This is a genomic window from Paenibacillus sp. BJ-4, from assembly GCF_020404765.1.
Classification (GTDB): domain Bacteria; phylum Bacillota; class Bacilli; order Paenibacillales; family Paenibacillaceae; genus Paenibacillus.
Map to the genome: position 1 here is coordinate 19,532 of NZ_JAIVEM010000071.1, position 16,077 is coordinate 35,608.

Below are 16,077 nucleotides of genomic sequence, written 5' to 3' on the forward strand. Positions count from 1 at the left end.
CAGATCACCCCTTGAATATTACTTAATGTATTAATTCTTTGATATAACGGAGCGGGAATACTCGTGTACATATTCGGTAAGCTCTCTTAGCTTATCTAGCGAGGCTTCAGGAAATAACCCGTGACCCAGATTAAAAATATATCCTGGCTCCAGTATTCCTTCATCTACGATTTTTTTTGCATACTGCTTGATCACATCTATTGGGGCAGTGAGCACATAAGGGTCCAGGTTTCCCTGCACACCAAAACCGTTCCCCAGACGACGACGTCCTTCAGGTATACTTACCCGCCAGTCCAGTCCAATCACATCGGCTTTTAACTCCCTTAAATGCGGGAGCAACTCACCGGAGCTTACACCTGGAAAATAAATTTTAGGTACATTCAGATCGGACAACTCATGGAAAATACGTGTGATGGTCGGTAGGACAAAAGTTTGGAAATCATAAGGCGTAAGCGCGCCTACCCAGCTATCAAACAATTGAAATGCCTTACCGCCGTTAGCGATATGGGCACGCACGTATGTAATCACCATATCCCCCAGCTTATCCATCAGACGATGCCATAGTTCAGGCTCTCCATACATCATCGCTTTGGTACGAATATATCCTTTAGATGGTCTTCCTTCTATTAAATAGCTCGCAATTGTAAAAGGTGCTCCAGCGAACGTGATTAATGGCACTTTTAGCTCACGGTCCAAGATACGAATCGTTTCCAAAATATGACTCAGATCGCGTTCCACATCAATCGGGCGCAGGTTGTCTACATCCGCAGCTGACCGGATCGGATTTTCAATAACAGGGCCAATATTTTTAACAATATCAAAATCAACCCCAAGCGAGGCTACCGGATTCATAATATCAGAATATAAAATAGCAGCGTCCACCCCAAGCTTGCGCACGGGCATTAAAGTCACTTCGGCGGCCAGCTCGGGCTGGCGGCAAATTTCTAGCAACGTATATTTTTCTTTAATTTTGCGATACTCAGGGTCATACCTTCCGGCCTGCCGCATGTACCATACGGGAATATGATCCACAGCCTGCTTGCGGCAAGCGCGAATAAAGGTATCATTGTAGGTCATGACTTCAGCCTCCAGTTCGAATCATACATACTATATTTTATTATGCCCTTTTTCAAGAGTCGTAACAACCGCCGCTCTCGAACAAACCATGACAAACCCATGACATTTGGATAAAGTTTCAATGAAGTGTGCTATACTAGAGGAATGGCTTTTTTAAAGCTCCGGGTAATTATATATGGATGAACATTTATTACAACAGGATGAGAATGGCAGAAAGGAAGTGAGCGCACATTGAAATCGTGGGAGACATGGAAAATCAACCTCATTGTGCTTTGGTTCGGTCAGTTTCTGGTCAATGCGGGTATTACAATGATAACTCCGTTCCTCGCCCTGTATCTGGCTCATGACCTCCATGTAAAGGGAGAGCACGATATCGGTCTATGGGCCGGAGTTATTTTTGCCGCTAACTTTTTGACCTCATTTATATTCCAGCCTTTGTGGGGCAAGCTGGCTGACCGATATGGGCGCAAGGTCATGCTGCTTCGCTCAGGCTTCGGTATGGCCCTAGTAATCGGATGCATGGGCTTGGTCACCCATCCTTGGCAACTGTTGGCACTTCGTCTGCTGAACGGTACCATTTCGGGCTTCAACCCAGCCTCCATTTCTCTGGTCTCGGGTACCACGCCTAAAGAGCGAACTGGATTCGCTATGGGCATTATGCAGTCTGGTCAAATGGCTGGTACGATTCTTGGCCCTCTGCTAGGTGGCTTTTTGGCTGACTGGGTCGGGTTCAGACCGATCTTTTACATTACAGGATCTCTTATTTTCCTCGCCTCTTTAATTGCAATGTTTCTGGTTAAAGAAAACTTCAGCAAAGCGGAAGCCGCACGCACTCCGCAAATTTCGGTACTTGCCGGGCTAAAGGAGCTAAGCCATACGCCTCAGCTTCCAGCTTTGTTTACTGTAACCTTCCTGCTCCAGTTTGCCATGATCAGCACAGTATCACTACTACCGTTGTATGTGCAGAAGCTATATGGCTCCGCAGAAGGCATCGCACTGATTGCCGGGTTTGTTACGGCCATTACCGGCGTATCCAATATGGTGGCTGCACCGCTGCTTGGAAGATTGAGTGACCAGGTAGGAGCGCACAAAATTTTGACCATCTCCCTGCTGGGAACAGCAGTTATGCTCATTCCACAGGCATTTGTCAATGAAGTTTGGCAACTTGTCATTATCCGCTTTTTCATGGGTGTGTTTATGGGCGGTCTGTTACCCAGTGTAAATGCGCTGATTCGCACGTATACACCGGAAGGTATGGAAAGTCGCTCTTTCGGCTTCAATACTAGCTCGCTTGCACTAGGGAATATGCTGGGAGCTGTCATTGGTGGGGTACTGTCTGGGTTTATCGGTATCGAAGGATTGTTCATCATGTCAGGCGCCCTACTGATCGTCAACATCATCTGGGTACGTATGAAGCTTTATAATCATAAGACCACGCATGATTTCAGGTAAGACAACCCTCCGGTGGGATTAGAATTACGGTACAGAGAAGAACCTCCCTCCACGTTGCTGTGGACAAGGAGGTTCTTTTTGTGCAGCTATAGAGATGGGAGGCTGTGTGCTATTTTACTCTCGCTAGTGCTAAACCATCATAGGCTGGCAAAAGCGTACTGACCAGACGCGGATCTGTAGCGATCGTTTCATTAAAGCGTCTCACGGCCTGTACGGCAGGACCGTTTTTATCTGTATTCAGCGTACGTCCACGAAGGAAACAGTTATCGCCGGCAATAATGGCACCCGGCTTCGCCAGAGCAATTGCATATTCCAAATATACCGGGTAATTCTCCTTATCCGCGTCAATGAAAAAAAAGTCAAAGGTTCGTCCCTCTTCCTGAAGTGCCTGCAAACTGTCCGCTGCAGGTCCAATACGATATTCAACACAATCACCGTAACCGTTGTTCTTCATATGCTTATGTGCAAGTAGCGCATAAGCTTCTTTCAGCTCCAAGGATACAATTCGTCCCTTTTCCCCCAGCCCACGAGCCAGACATAATCCGCTGTATCCGCCCAGTGCGCCAATTTCCAATACCTCTTGTGCGCCGGACACCTCAATTAAAAAAGTCAGTAGCTTGCCGTAGGGATGGGCAACCGATACCTCAGGCATCCCCTCTCCAATGATGGCCTCCCTGATGCCGCGCAGCGCTTCATCCTCCTGCACCAGTTGGTCTACATATTGTTCAGGCGTCATATTCGGTGTAATTTTCATGTTTCATCTCTCCTTCTTGCTTTTATCATAACGCAGGTTGAACACAGTGTCCTTCGTAAATGATTTGTCTGAATGATTTGCCTGATTAATTTGTCTCTTTGTGTACAATGACCTATACTATAGGGATTGAACCAAGCTTACATGATTATGGGGACGGAGTGAATACGTTTAATGACTCAACTGCAACTAATTGCAACTGCGCCGATGGGACTTGAAGCCGTCGTGGCCCGGGAGCTCAGAGAACTCGGGTATGAGAATCTGACCGTCGAGAATGGCCGCGTCGTTTTTTCTGGAGATTATATGGATATATGTCGATGTAATCTGTGGCTTCGCACATCAGATCGCGTTCTTATTAAAATGGGTGAATTTGCCGCAACTACCTTCGACGAGCTGTTCGAGGGCACCAAAGCATTGCCATGGCAGGATTGGATTCCTGTAGATGGTGAGTTTCCCGTGGAGGGACGTTCGCACAAATCACAGCTTAGTAGCGTACCAGCCTGTCAGGGAATCGTCAAGAAGGCCATTGTAGAAAAGCTCAAGGAAACCTACCACACAGATTGGTTTGCCGAGGACGGCCCTCGTTACGTCATTGAGGTCATTCTATTGAATGATCGTGCATTGCTGACGCTTGATACGACTGGGCCAGGGCTGCACAAACGCGGCTACCGCAAACTTGTTACAGAGGCCCCTCTCAAAGAGACGATGGCTTCTGCTCTTATTCAGCTTAGCCGCTGGAGCCCGGATCGACCCTTCTACGACCCGTGCTGCGGTTCTGGTACTTTATTGGTCGAAGCCGCCATGCAAGCCTGGAATATTGCGCCAGGTCTGAGACGCACCTTTAATTCCGAAAACTGGCCTGTCCTTGGCAAAGAATTATGGAATCAAGCTCGCGACGAGGCGATGGATTTGACCCGCGATGATATTCCTTTTGAGATCGCAGGCAGCGATATTGACCCAAGTGCCATCGAAGTTGCTGAGGCGGCTGTGAAAGCTGCAGGCTTCGCTAAAGACATCTCACTGAAGGTGATGCCTGCAAGCAAGGTCAGACTCGAGGGCCAATATGGTGTGATGATTACCAACCCACCTTATGGCGAAAGACTGAGCGAGCAACCCGAAGTGGAAAAGCTGATTCGTACACTCGCACGCACGGCAGCCGAAATGAAGACCTGGTCCTTCTTTGCCATCAGCTCCACCAAGCAATTTGAGCATTATTGGGGCCGCAAGGCGGACAAGCGCCGCAAGCTGTTTAACGGCCGGATTGAATGCCAATACTATCAGTATCTAGGCCCTCTACCTCCGCGTCGCAAAGATATTTCGCCGTCACAGTCCTAAATAGATGAAGTTCAGGCCAGGAAACGAACTCTCCGTTCGACTCCTGGCCTGGTTTGTGCTTGCTCAGCCTAATAAATTGTACCGCTGCATCTATGACCGAAAGGAAAATGCTGTATTTTCTTTACTAAATCATTGAAATGCGCCAGATGAGCGCTATAATTATTAAAGGCATTTCGGTTTTAACATTACGTTAATCTATAGTTTATACTAGCCGAACATTTCTGCCGGAGGGGGTAAAGTGTTGGTTATTCGCACGGCCAGTGCAAGTCGCACTGGTAACATGTTCAGCAGATTACTGCTGTCCCGATATTTCGGGTTGGGGCTGTTTTTTGTACTTATGATTGGCAAGCTCGTATTGATTCACTATAACCTGCATGCCCAAAATATTGATATGAATCCGCTGGATTATGTCATCGCAATGGGTTCACTCTTGCTTGTGAGTTTCTGGACCTTGTGGCTACCAAGTCGCGGACGTCTGGTTGCGCTGGTGGTGCTCGATATTTTGCTCACCGCGCTCATTTATTCCGACATGGTTTATTATCGGTATTTTCAGGATTTCATTACGATTCCCGTCTTGCTTCAAGCCGGACAAGTTGATTCTCTGGGGGGAAGCATCGCATCCCTGATGTACTGGTGGGATATTTTCTTTTTTGCAGACTGGATTCTGTTCATTCCATATCTGATATTCGTGGCTTCCTTGCGGCGTCGGTATACAACACCTGATCCTTACGTGGAAACGTCCCGAAGCTCGCTCACCAAGAGATTCCTGCTTCGCTTCTCCAAAGGCGCATTGGCCTTCCTAATCGGCTACATCCTCACCTTTGGACCGATCAAATATTATACCTCAACCTGGGCAACCGGCATATTTGTCGGTAATTGGTGGTCAATGGCCTTGTACAATGTAACCGGATTGATCGGATTTCATGGATATGATGTCTACCGCTATGGTCAGGATCATCTTGGAACCCAGCCTACATTGGCTCAAGCGGAATCCGACAAGGACAAGCAATGGTTTAATCAACACCAGAAGCTGCTTCAGGTGAAAAATGATCTGTCCGGCAAGTATAAGGGCAAAAATGTGATGGTCATTCAGGCTGAAGCGTTCATGAACTTTTTTATCGGCAAAGAGATCAACGGTCAAGCGATTACGCCTAACTTTGACAAGCTGATGAAGGAAAGTATGTATTTCAACAATTATTTTCACCAAACTGCACAGGGCCGTACCTCGGACGCGGACTTTTCTACACACGCTTCACTACATCCGCTACCTACGGGTTCAGTATTTATCCGTTATGCAGACCACAAATTCGATACATTGCCTTCTATTTTGAAGGATACTGGCTACAGTCCAAATGCGTTTCACGTATACGACAGCAGCTTCTGGAACCGCTACACGATGTATAAGGCGATGAACTATGATAAGTTCTACAGTAAAAAAGATTTTAAAATAGATGAGCCACTGGGCTGGTCACTGGGAGACAAATCCTTCTTCCGCCAAACGCTCAATGATCTCACTTCCGAAGTCAAACAACCGTTCTATGCCTATATGGTTGGTATTTCCAGCCACCATCCGTACAACCTGTCCCCTGACGCAGTAGATCTGGATGTCGGCGAGTTCGAAGGTACGATGTTCGGAGACTATCTAAAATCCGTCCATTATGTAGATGAAGCATTGGGCGAACTGGTTGATCAAATGAAGAAGGACGGTTTGTGGGACAATACGGTCCTGATGTTCTACGGAGATCATGACAATTCCATTAAAGATAAGACACTGTATGAAAAGTTTTTGGGCAAGCCACTCACAGACTTGGATATGCAAAAGATCATGAACCAGGTGCCGTTGCTTGTGCATCTTCCTGACAGTAGTCATGCGGGAACCTATACAGAACCGGCAGGCCAACTGGATTTGACGCCTTCTGTGATGCATCTGCTCGGAATTTCTACCAAACCCTATCATTTTATGGGGAACGATCTGTTTAGCGGAAAGCCGCGCATGGTTGTGCTGCGCACTGGTGCCTTCACGGACGGTCGAGTATACTACATTCCATCTGAGGATGGCATGTTCTCCAAGGGAACCTGTTACAACCTATCTACAGGCCAGCCTACGGATGTGAATGCCTGCGGACCGGGATATACTGAAGCTCTCAATCGGTTGAACATCTCCGATCAGGTCATCACGTACGACCTCATTCGCCAGTGGGAATCACAAACGAATAAGTGACGAGGGAAAACAAAAATCCCGATCAATCAGCCTGTAAGTGCTGTTGATCGGGATTTTTGTTTTCACAGTCGCTAGACTACGCACACTTGCAATGACGAATGCTTAGGAACGCAACGTCTTTTTCGCCTGTTCAAGCCGCCCTACCTCTTCACCTAGCATTTCCTCAGCAACTTCCACTGCATCGTCACCAAGACTATCTTTCGCCTGCTCTATGGCATTCTCCGCATGAGTGCGAGACTGCTCCGCCTGCTCAATCAATTGCTCAGCCGGATGCGACAATGCCTGAGACACGGCATTGTGGAGCTTGTCCACCGCGTTTTGCGTTTGAGCCTCGACACTGTGATCGTCGAGATTGGAATCATACTGGGCCATGAGTCACTCCTCCTTCTGCGCAGTGGTCTACACCCATTAGCATGGATCAGAAGAAGGGGAACTATGCAAAAAGTTGTGAATGCTGTGCACCGAGCTATTTTATAAAACGCGCAGCCTTTTCCAAGACTTCATCCTCTGTAGCCGCACTCACATAACGTCCGTTCACATACACAAACGCCCGTTTCCCACAAGGACCGCAATACGATTTGCAGCCGATTTTGATCTCGGCATCCGGTGCCATTTTTTGTAATTTTGGCAAGATCGTTTTCAAGCGAATATGATTACATTCATCACATACGCGAATATCATTGGCCATATGTCATCCCTCCGTGCTCCGGCCTAGTGGTCGCCGTGATTACCTTGGGAAGGGTTAGTAATGACAAATCCTTCTTCGGGGAAGTACAAGTAATCAATTTTCACACCATCCAGCAGTGGCTGACCGGTTTCCAAAATAACATCGATACCTTTATCCGTAGATACTACAGTATCTGTTTCTTTAGGCGTGTCCAAATCAAGCCCGTAATGAGCATGATCTCCGTGAGCATGAGTAATGACAACACGCAGGCTCTTTCCCTGGTTCTCTGCCTTATCCAGTTCAAGCTTCAATACTTTAGCTGCGTTACGAGTAATTTTGCAATTCATGTAACTTCATCTCCTTCATATTCATTAAATGAAATGTGGCCTTTGGGATACCAATCACACCACACAACCTAGCAGGTAAAATCAACAACTACAAATGATTAGCCTCTATCTCAAAGAGAAATAGGTAAATGGCAGCATAACAAAAGTCAATATTCCTATTGTAAAGAAAATCGCGTAAAATCGCAATCACGAAATTCATAAGTTTACGTCTACCGAACACGTACATGCTGCTTTTCAAGCACGCCGGGATACTTACGTTCGGCACGGGTTACAAACCAATTCATGAGCAGCAGCGTCACCCCAATGTCATCGATGGGCATAAAGGGCATAACATCAGGCAGCACCCAATAAAGCAACACAGGAACGGCAAAAAGTAATTTTTCACTCCAAGGAATCTTCGAAGTTGTAATCAACCGGGGCATACGCCGAAATACATGAGACCATTGACGGAGAGACAGTAATCTTTTCCACTTCATAGGTTGTTCACTCCATTTCCAATGCTCCTAAGTATATTTACCCGTTAAAGGGATACATAAAAAGGAACACTTTATTCGAACGTGTTCCCCCTACATACGTACGAATGAATCATTACGTTTCAGATGGCTTAGTCTTTTACCATGACAGCACTGCTGCCATTAACATACCCACTTCTGCAGCAATGTCGTCGTAATCTCGCATGGGCAGCGGGTTTACGCCCAGTCCGACCTCAACCGTAAAACCCGGTTTACCAAACCGCTGTATAAACCAGTCCTTGTAGCCTGCATCGCTCCCTCCGAGCTTTACCGCCCGGTATCCTGTCACGGCAGCTAGCCGCAAGGCCAAATCTCTGCTCTCCTTTGGCTCCAGATCCCGATAATTCCAATAGATTTCCTGTCCCTGACTGTGAATGGATAACACCATATCAAACTGTTCGCGCTCCGTCAGATCGACAAGCGCCCTGGATTCTGGCTCAGATAAAGGTGCAGGCCCAGCATAGTCTCTTCGAGACGGTCCTGTTTTGCCACGTCTACGTACCTCCTCTTCCCAATACGCCGGAAATTGATCGTTGAGGTCGACACCACGAATATTCGCCTTCCACCCCCGATAATCAGCGCGTCCTTCATTCCATTTTCGGAGGTCTTGATACATCGGATGATCCGGAAGCACGCCCTGCTGCACCAGCTCAACCCCATCCGGGTTGACCATCGGTACCACCCATAACGAGGTGTGCTCCAGCAAGTCCTGCGGAGAACCACCATACACCCATGGTAAAGTCCCCTCTCGATTCGCTCGTTCACCCCGAAGCTCTCTTTCTTCCTGTTCCCGAGCAGTACTAATTCCTTGCGCATATTGCTCTATAAAACGCAGCAAACAAGGCGTCGTCAGCCATTCATTAGCATGTACAGAGGCGTTGGCGTGAATTTTCCGCGTTCCCCTCCCAATGCGTACATAGGGGATATCCTTCCCCATGACACTTGTGCCGATGCTGCCAACTTCAATAAACGGATACCTGCGGACCAAGGCCGCAATGTCTTCCTTCAAATCCTTATATCCATACTCTCCACGCAACCGTACAATCTGATCCTGATGGCCATCAGGAATAACAATTGTTTGTCCCTCCACAAGCTCATGCTCCGCAAGTCCGGGATTGACCAGCCGCAGCTCATCAAGCTCCACACCAAACTGCTTGGCAATCTGTCTTGCGTACTCACCGGGCTGAATAACATATTTACGATCCATTGACGGACGAATATATAGCACCTGACCACAAATCAGGTAGGGTTGAGTGGCGGCCCACGGATTATCTGCGATCAAAGTATCCGCCGTTAGTTTAAAAGCCGAGGCGACCCGGTGTATTGTATCTCCTTTTTGAACGATATACTCCCTCATCTTCTACGCCCCTTCCATCTGCCTTAATGCATGTTATGCAGATGCTGCGTGTCTTGATGTAGCGAAAAGCAAAACAACCGTCTTCTTTTGTCCAATGACAAAAAAGACGGTTGTCTCGTCAATCCAGATTGGTCACTTGCCAGACGACAGGCGTTTGCCGAATTTGCTCCCCGAGCCACTGGGCGGCTATACGCTGAAACAGCTCCGGATCGCCGGAGCAGAAAAGCTGATGCACCGGCGTTTCATCCCCTGCCTCCAACCTGCCCTTGTTGTACAAAATGGTACTCGTCTCACGGGCCGTTTCGTCTGCCGAGCTAATCAGCTTCACCGCAGGGCCCATCACTTCCTGAATCGTTTCCTTTAAAAAAGGATAATGCGTACAACCCAGAATCAGGCAATCAATTGGATACGCTTGAATGGGCTTCAGCGACTCCTCCACAATCTTCGATGTCGTCTTCGAACGGAATTGTCCTTGTTCCACCAAAGGAACAAGCGCAGGACAAGCGTGACTCACTACTTCGACATAGGGAGATAACTGCTTGAGCGCAGCCGTATAGGCCCCGCTTCGGATGGTACCCACAGTCCCAATCACCCCGACATGTCCGGTAGCGGTTGCGCTGATTGCAGCACGAGCCCCGGGATGGATAACTCCGATCACCGGTATGGACACCTTTTGGCTTATATAGTCCAATGCCGCGGCTGTTGCCGTGTTGCAAGCAATAATAATGACTTTCGGATCAAACTGAATCAGAAAATCAACCATTTGCTCCGTAAATTTCTTAACCTCTTCCGATGGTCGGGGGCCATACGGGGTGCGCGCTGTGTCTCCAAAATAAATGATTTTTTCCCGCGGAAGCTGACGCATGACTTCTTTGACAACCGTCAGACCTCCTACACCGGAATCCAATATTGCAATCGCTTGCTGCACGTACACACCGCTTCCTTTTTTGTTCAAATATAAGTTGTTCCCTCTCGGGAAGCTATCCGTTGCTACATACCTTATGTCGCAGTCATGTAAAAGGTACCCCAGAAGATTACCCTAAAACGATGAAATGAGCAATAAAAAGGCTCCACCCTAAAGGGAGAAGCCGCGAATCCAATCGATATTCAGCTATCTCATCCAGCGCTTACAGACCATTACAGAGCATCTTTTTCTGTATCCTCTTGAACAGGAATAGATGAAACGCTGATCTCCTGAATAATTCCGGCGTCTTTTTTACGCCATTGCCCAATTTCATGAATGACGGCTGAGGCCGCTTCCTTAATCTTGTCGGTATACTCGATTGAGGTATCTGAAATTTTCCCTGCAAGCTCCTGTCCCTTATCGCTCACGTGACGTGCCTGATCTGTAATATCCTGACGCAGCTCGCGACCTGACTTGGGGGCTAATAGCAACGCAGCAAGCGAACCAGCAAAACTACCTGCCAACGCGCCACGGATAAAGCTTTTGTAGTTCTCCTTCATCATCATCTCTCCCTTGTGCCCGGGCGTATGCCCATCTGTTAGTGCATTATAAGCACGGAGAGCTTGTCATGATACAGGGAACAAGCCAGAAAAACTTTTACTTTTTTCGTGAGCGAATACGGTACAGGCAGCAACGGCCTCCATCCGCCAAACAATCCTCACGGACCACCTCAGCATCAAGGAGTTCCTCGAACATTTGCTGTTCACATTCGCAAGCCTTGCGGTAGCGGCCTGCAATTTGAGAGATCGGACAATTGTACTCCACAAGAGAGTAACTACCATCCTTCTCCTTGCGCCACTCTGCCATATAGCCGGAAGCGTTCTGAATGCCTGAAAGCTTTTCCACACGTGAAGCCAGTGTAGTCTCACTTTCTATGTGTGGAGCGTACCGCTTCATCATTTTGCGTTTTCTACCATCAAACAGAGAGTGAACGGCTTCCATTCCCTGCTCTTCATCCAGCTCCTCTAACAGTTCCAGCAGCAGATGATCATAATTGCGAGGAAACTGCTCACTTCCCTGCTCGCTCAAGCTGTACAAAAACGTCGGACGTCCCATCGCTTGTCTCACAATCGTAGCAACGATCAGCCCATCCTGCTCCATCAATTTGAGATGCCTGCGCACCCCCATTTCTGTAATGCCTAATTGAGCTGCCAAGCTTCCGACGCCCACAGGTCCCTGGGTTTTCAATAGTGTTAAGATCATGCGCCTGGTGGGCATTTCGGGTACGATATACTTATCCGTCACTTTTGCCTTTACACTCCCTCGGGCTGCGGACCCAATTCCTTATTTAAATAGTCATGCACGCTTAATACGAAATGCTCCAGCAACTCAGGCAGCTTAGGTGTAAGCGGGTGAAGGCTTGTCCGGTCCCAATGGAAGTACTCCTGTACTAAGGGTTTACGCAAGGATACCAGCTCCAACAGCGAATGAAATACGGTATCATCCATTACGCCTTCTTCATGAATGATACCGATAATATCCTCATAGCTACTGGCGTCGCGCATAATAAATCCGTCAATGATATAGCTTCCTACGTCCGTTACCGTCTCAATCGCCAGATGAAGGCAGCGCTCCTGCACCAAACCCTGCAACAAATCACCGTTCCAGGTGGCAGATATATGGCGGAGCCCTGCGGCAATGTCGGGAACGGCTTCTAGGCGAAGCTCAATTTGTTCCCGGTTGACATAATACAAGTTACTGCACCTCCAATCATCGCTCTAGATTTCATAATCAACTGCGATTGAAACATCCTTCACTTCATTCATGTGTGCAATGATTTCCTGATGTACAGGGTGTACCTGATACGTTTGCAGGTCCTCCAGTGTTTCGACAACAGCTGTAAGGGAAATATCATAAGATCGTTCAGAACGAATCACATCCGTACCTACTTCGAGCGACAGCAATTCTTTGATTTTGCCATTCATGCTACGCAAAATGGATGCCGTATGCTCAATGCTTTCAGGGGAGCGGTCTTTCAATTTGAACAAAACAATATGTTTAATCATGCGTATAGGCTCCTTATCTTAAAAATGTTCTCTTGAAAATTTTATCATAACGCCCCACATACGGAAAGAAGCTTTGTAATTCTAACGATCTTTTCCTCCATCTTTCCCGTCAGACTCCTTGTCCTTCAGCAGAGCAAAAAAATTTTTGAGCTTTGGCGGCAGTGGCAGACCCATTCGTGAACAGTTTTCCGTTATAGAGATTAGTTCGTTGGATAAATAAAAATACGTCGCCGCTCCTTTCATGATTTCAGTACCCATCAAGAGATCCACATGATGTGCCAAAGAAATCACCATGAGCATCAAAGCCTTTCTCGTCAACCCCCAAAAACCAGCTTTGCTGCTCAGACCTTGTCCGGTCTTAATCGCTGCAGCAACTCCTGTCACATAATCCACAGCCATGGCAACGGTGAATAGCACCATCAGCTGATTCCAGCCCCCAAAAGCAAACGTAATAATGGCTCCTGTGGTAGCACAAAACACACTAAACATACTTGGATTAATATTCATACCTGCTCCTCCTTCTCGGGGCGGTTACTGTAATATATGCAGTGACGCAGCAACCCGTAAAGTCATATGACCTGAACAGGATGTGAATTCATAGATTCATATGAATCAAGCTATGAACTTCATGGACTCACCAGATAGCCACAACAAAAAAACACCCTTAAAACCCTAAATACCTGGTTTTAAAGGTGTCTTGACTTCCTTTTTGGGCAACATAACGCTTGTTTAATTAACGATGATCATTCCAAAAATTAAGCGGAGTCAGGTTGTTATTCAACGGCTCGAACGAATAGCCTTCTTTCTGCAAAGCAGCCATGATTTGTGGAAGCACCTTGATCGTAGATGGCTTATCATGCATCAGAACGACTGGTGTTCTGCCTTGCTTTTTCAATCTTCGAATATCACTTAAAACGGTTTTTACAAAATGCTCGGGATTTTTGGTATAACGCCAATCATTAGAATCTATATTCCAATCCCAAATATGATAGCCTGCACCCGTCAGTTGGTCGCGGTAGGCTTTCTTTAAGTACGGTTTGCTGCCATAAGGCGTACGAATTAAAGAAGTGCGTTTCCCAGTTGCCTGAAATAAAATTTCATTATCCTGATTCATTTCTGCAAGTGCTGCTGCAGGAGACGCATAGATTTTCTTTACCTGATGACTCATTCCGTGTAAGCCCAGAGCATGCCCCTCTTCTACCATTCTCTTCATCACCGCACTATGTTGACGAATTTCCGGTCCTAGCATGAAGAAAGTAGCCTTGGCATTATATTTGTCCAAAATATCCAGTAGCTGCGAAGTGTGCGCTGTAGGACCATCATCGAAGCTCAAATAAATCGTACGGCTGGATGAGGAAACATTCCCTTTATTGCCTGCGTTACTTGGCTTGGTAGCCGCCTGCTGCTTAATTTCTGCCGCAAACTTATTCACAAATTGTGCATCGGACAAGCCTGCATTTGCATTCTGAATTCGATACAAATTACTTGATGGAAGCGTAATGGTAAAGCCAAACGCATCTGTCAAAGTGCGAATCGGCACCATTGTACGTCCTCCACGTTCAAAAACATCACCCTCGGTCAAACTCAGCGTAAAGCTGCGGTTATGTCCCGTCAATATCAGTGTGTTCCCGCTCGCCGAAGCAGAAATGCCCATCTTTTGCCCTAATATAACGATAGGTACATACAGCTTATCATTTTTCATCACTGGCTCAATTGTATTGGAATCTAGTAACACATCATTGACTCCCAGCAAAGGAGCCTTTGCTTGCGCGCTCGCTGTATTCGTATGTATGCCCAGTAGACCCAAACAACAGATTGCCATCAAGCACACTGCCATCCATTTAACTTTTAAAAGCTTCATTCACTACACCATCCTGTGCTGTATTTTTTTATCTGCGGGAGCTTTCTCTAGCTTGTCTATGAAGTTATACAGACATGACGATATAGACATGGCAATATAGACATCCACTCAACATTTAGAACATAAACGCATCTCAACCGACTGAATCCGAACGTCTTTTCGTCCCCCATATATATTAATAGATTACCAGACTATAGTAAGTAAACATAGTAAAACAATTTGAAAACAATCTCGCAACCCCTCTTGCCAGAGAAGTTACAAAGTTGTGAATAAATCGACTGAGTTAAGAAGAATACAAGCGATTAATAAATTCTTTTGGTGGAACTAGAACTATTCTTTCATTAATAAACCTTGTTACATCATCGGATCATATTCTTCATTGGATTGATAAATTCTTAACCCGTCGGAATTCTTCTGTACGCGCTTTGCTTGTTCGCTGAAGCATTTCACGATCCGCATCCGCTAAATGCAGTTTCCGTTTTTCTTGACTCTTAAATATACGCCTATTTTTAATCCCTCTGAACCTGGTATAATATCCTGCAGTATTCAACCACCTAAAAGTTTTTTTCTTCTAATATATAATTTTGCATCATAGATATTGTCTGCCATTTCGGCGGCTTCCATCGCAGTAGGAATATGTCTACTAGGGTCAATAAACCTCAAAGGATTATTCTTCACATACGCATACCCGTTCAAGCTTTGCGGATCGCTGATCTCCCCCTGATACGTATCCTCGCCCATAAAACATGCTGTACCCGGATCGTACCAGCGAGCCCGCAGGTACTGAAGCCCAGTCGTGCCGTCCCAATACTCGCCAGCATAACGCAGCACGTTTGGAACAGTCTCTTTGACCGTCTCCGGGCCGCCCCAGATGTCATAGCTGTAGCTGTTAAGTTCCTTGCCCGAACTATCACTTAGGCGTACCACATCACCGTGACCGTTGAGATGATAATATTGCAACTGCCCGCTTGCCTTGTCTTGTCTGGCCCACAGTTGACCGGACAAATCATACACGTAAGCGTAGGTGATCTTGGCTGTTCCACCTTGGACTTCGGCTTCCGCAATCAGCTTCGCTTCTTCGTCATAGTAATACCGAGTCGTTTTGCCGCCCTCTGTACGCTCGTATAGCAGCCCGTCTCCGTTATAGCTGTATCCGACCTCTTTGCCCTCACCGCTCACATGGGTTAGACGACTGACGGAATCATAGCCATAACTGGCGCTTTCGATACCGAACACTTTGCCACTGCCTTCGGCGCTTCGGTTTCCATTCGGATCGTAGCCGTAGGTCTTGTTCTTCTCACCTGCGACTTCGCTGGCAATTCGGTTTGACGGATCATATCCAAATTGGTCTGTTGTTCCGTTAGAATATATTACCTCCATTTCCATAAAAAACGTCACATTTTAATATATCGACACCTTAAGCTTCCATTTTTATAGGCCAAATGGACCTTATTTTCCATAAACCGGTTAAGCCCATGGGATTAAAAGAAAATCGGGAGAAGAGCCACTTGCAAAGCCCCCTTCGGG

At 46.8% G+C, this 16,077-nt stretch carries 18 protein-coding genes; 3 read left to right on the top strand and 15 right to left on the bottom strand.

Translation table 11 applies throughout. The features are described 5' to 3' along the window. Nucleotides 1-30 precede the first annotated feature (30 nt). Nucleotides 31-1,077: a uroporphyrinogen decarboxylase gene (hemE, locus tag LCF57_RS11270; RefSeq protein ID WP_226000764.1), complete on the bottom strand. Its 1,047-nt coding sequence runs from the start codon at nt 1,075-1,077 to the stop codon at nt 31-33. 231 nt (nt 1,078-1,308) lie between these two features. On the opposite strand from hemE, the gene LCF57_RS11275 reads away from it, so the two are divergent. Further along, nucleotides 1,309-2,529, top strand: a complete 1,221-nt coding sequence (locus LCF57_RS11275; RefSeq protein WP_226000765.1) for an MFS transporter — start codon at nt 1,309-1,311, stop codon at nt 2,527-2,529. A 109-nt stretch (nt 2,530-2,638) separates the two neighbouring features. Here the strand turns inward: LCF57_RS11275 and LCF57_RS11280 are convergent, their stop codons facing one another. Next, nucleotides 2,639-3,283: an O-methyltransferase gene (locus LCF57_RS11280; RefSeq protein WP_226000766.1), complete on the bottom strand. Its 645-nt coding sequence runs from the start codon at nt 3,281-3,283 to the stop codon at nt 2,639-2,641. 171 nt (nt 3,284-3,454) lie between these two features. On the opposite strand from LCF57_RS11280, the gene LCF57_RS11285 reads away from it, so the two are divergent. Continuing rightward, the gene (locus LCF57_RS11285) at nt 3,455-4,615 is read left to right on the top strand and encodes a THUMP domain-containing class I SAM-dependent RNA methyltransferase (RefSeq protein WP_226000767.1); all 1,161 of its coding nucleotides are present in this window, start codon (nt 3,455-3,457) and stop codon (nt 4,613-4,615) included. A 238-nt stretch (nt 4,616-4,853) separates the two neighbouring features. Then, entirely contained in the window at nt 4,854-6,836 is a 1,983-nt protein-coding gene (locus tag LCF57_RS11290; protein ID WP_226000768.1) for an LTA synthase family protein, read from the top strand. Nucleotides 6,837-6,938: 102 nt separating this feature from the next. Here the strand turns inward: LCF57_RS11290 and LCF57_RS11295 are convergent, their stop codons facing one another. From LCF57_RS11295 to LCF57_RS11355, 13 genes are all read right to left on the bottom strand, one after another. Continuing rightward, nucleotides 6,939-7,208 (bottom strand): hypothetical protein, encoded by a 270-nt coding sequence (locus LCF57_RS11295; RefSeq protein ID WP_226000769.1) that lies wholly within the window; start codon nt 7,206-7,208, stop codon nt 6,939-6,941. A 94-nt stretch (nt 7,209-7,302) separates the two neighbouring features. Next, a complete protein-coding gene (locus LCF57_RS11300; protein ID WP_007429791.1) occupies nt 7,303-7,524 on the bottom strand; it encodes a DUF1450 domain-containing protein in 222 nt (73 codons plus the stop codon). A gap of 23 nt (nt 7,525-7,547) precedes the next feature. Beyond that, nucleotides 7,548-7,850 carry an iron-sulfur cluster assembly accessory protein gene (locus tag LCF57_RS11305; RefSeq protein ID WP_226000770.1) on the bottom strand — a complete coding sequence of 101 codons (303 nt, stop codon included), beginning with the start codon at nt 7,848-7,850 and terminating at the stop codon, nt 7,548-7,550. 209 nt (nt 7,851-8,059) lie between these two features. Beyond that, nucleotides 8,060-8,326 carry a hypothetical protein gene (locus LCF57_RS11310; RefSeq protein WP_226000771.1) on the bottom strand — a complete coding sequence of 89 codons (267 nt, stop codon included), beginning with the start codon at nt 8,324-8,326 and terminating at the stop codon, nt 8,060-8,062. Nucleotides 8,327-8,462: 136 nt separating this feature from the next. Next, nucleotides 8,463-9,719 carry a M14 family metallopeptidase gene (locus LCF57_RS11315; protein WP_226000772.1) on the bottom strand — a complete coding sequence of 419 codons (1,257 nt, stop codon included), beginning with the start codon at nt 9,717-9,719 and terminating at the stop codon, nt 8,463-8,465. A gap of 118 nt (nt 9,720-9,837) precedes the next feature. After that, nucleotides 9,838-10,647 carry a glutamate racemase gene (gene racE / locus LCF57_RS11320; RefSeq protein ID WP_318840674.1) on the bottom strand — a complete coding sequence of 270 codons (810 nt, stop codon included), beginning with the start codon at nt 10,645-10,647 and terminating at the stop codon, nt 9,838-9,840. 209 nt (nt 10,648-10,856) lie between these two features. Next, entirely contained in the window at nt 10,857-11,183 is a 327-nt protein-coding gene (locus tag LCF57_RS11325; protein WP_226000773.1) for a YtxH domain-containing protein, read from the bottom strand. 97 nt (nt 11,184-11,280) lie between these two features. Next, nucleotides 11,281-11,928, bottom strand: coding sequence for a helix-turn-helix transcriptional regulator (locus LCF57_RS11330; protein WP_226000774.1), 648 nt, complete (start codon nt 11,926-11,928; stop codon nt 11,281-11,283). 8 nt (nt 11,929-11,936) lie between these two features. Further along, nucleotides 11,937-12,377, bottom strand: coding sequence for a DUF86 domain-containing protein (locus LCF57_RS11335; RefSeq protein ID WP_226000775.1), 441 nt, complete (start codon nt 12,375-12,377; stop codon nt 11,937-11,939). 24 nt (nt 12,378-12,401) lie between these two features. Then, a complete protein-coding gene (locus tag LCF57_RS11340; RefSeq protein ID WP_226000776.1) occupies nt 12,402-12,689 on the bottom strand; it encodes a Dabb family protein in 288 nt (95 codons plus the stop codon). An 81-nt stretch (nt 12,690-12,770) separates the two neighbouring features. Continuing rightward, nucleotides 12,771-13,196, bottom strand: coding sequence for a holin family protein (locus LCF57_RS11345; RefSeq protein WP_226000777.1), 426 nt, complete (start codon nt 13,194-13,196; stop codon nt 12,771-12,773). A 226-nt stretch (nt 13,197-13,422) separates the two neighbouring features. After that, nucleotides 13,423-14,550, bottom strand: coding sequence for a polysaccharide deacetylase (locus tag LCF57_RS11350; protein ID WP_226000778.1), 1,128 nt, complete (start codon nt 14,548-14,550; stop codon nt 13,423-13,425). 546 nt (nt 14,551-15,096) lie between these two features. Continuing rightward, nucleotides 15,097-15,930, bottom strand: coding sequence for an RHS repeat domain-containing protein (locus LCF57_RS11355; protein WP_226000779.1), 834 nt, complete (start codon nt 15,928-15,930; stop codon nt 15,097-15,099). Between the last annotated feature and the right edge of the window lie 147 nt (nt 15,931-16,077).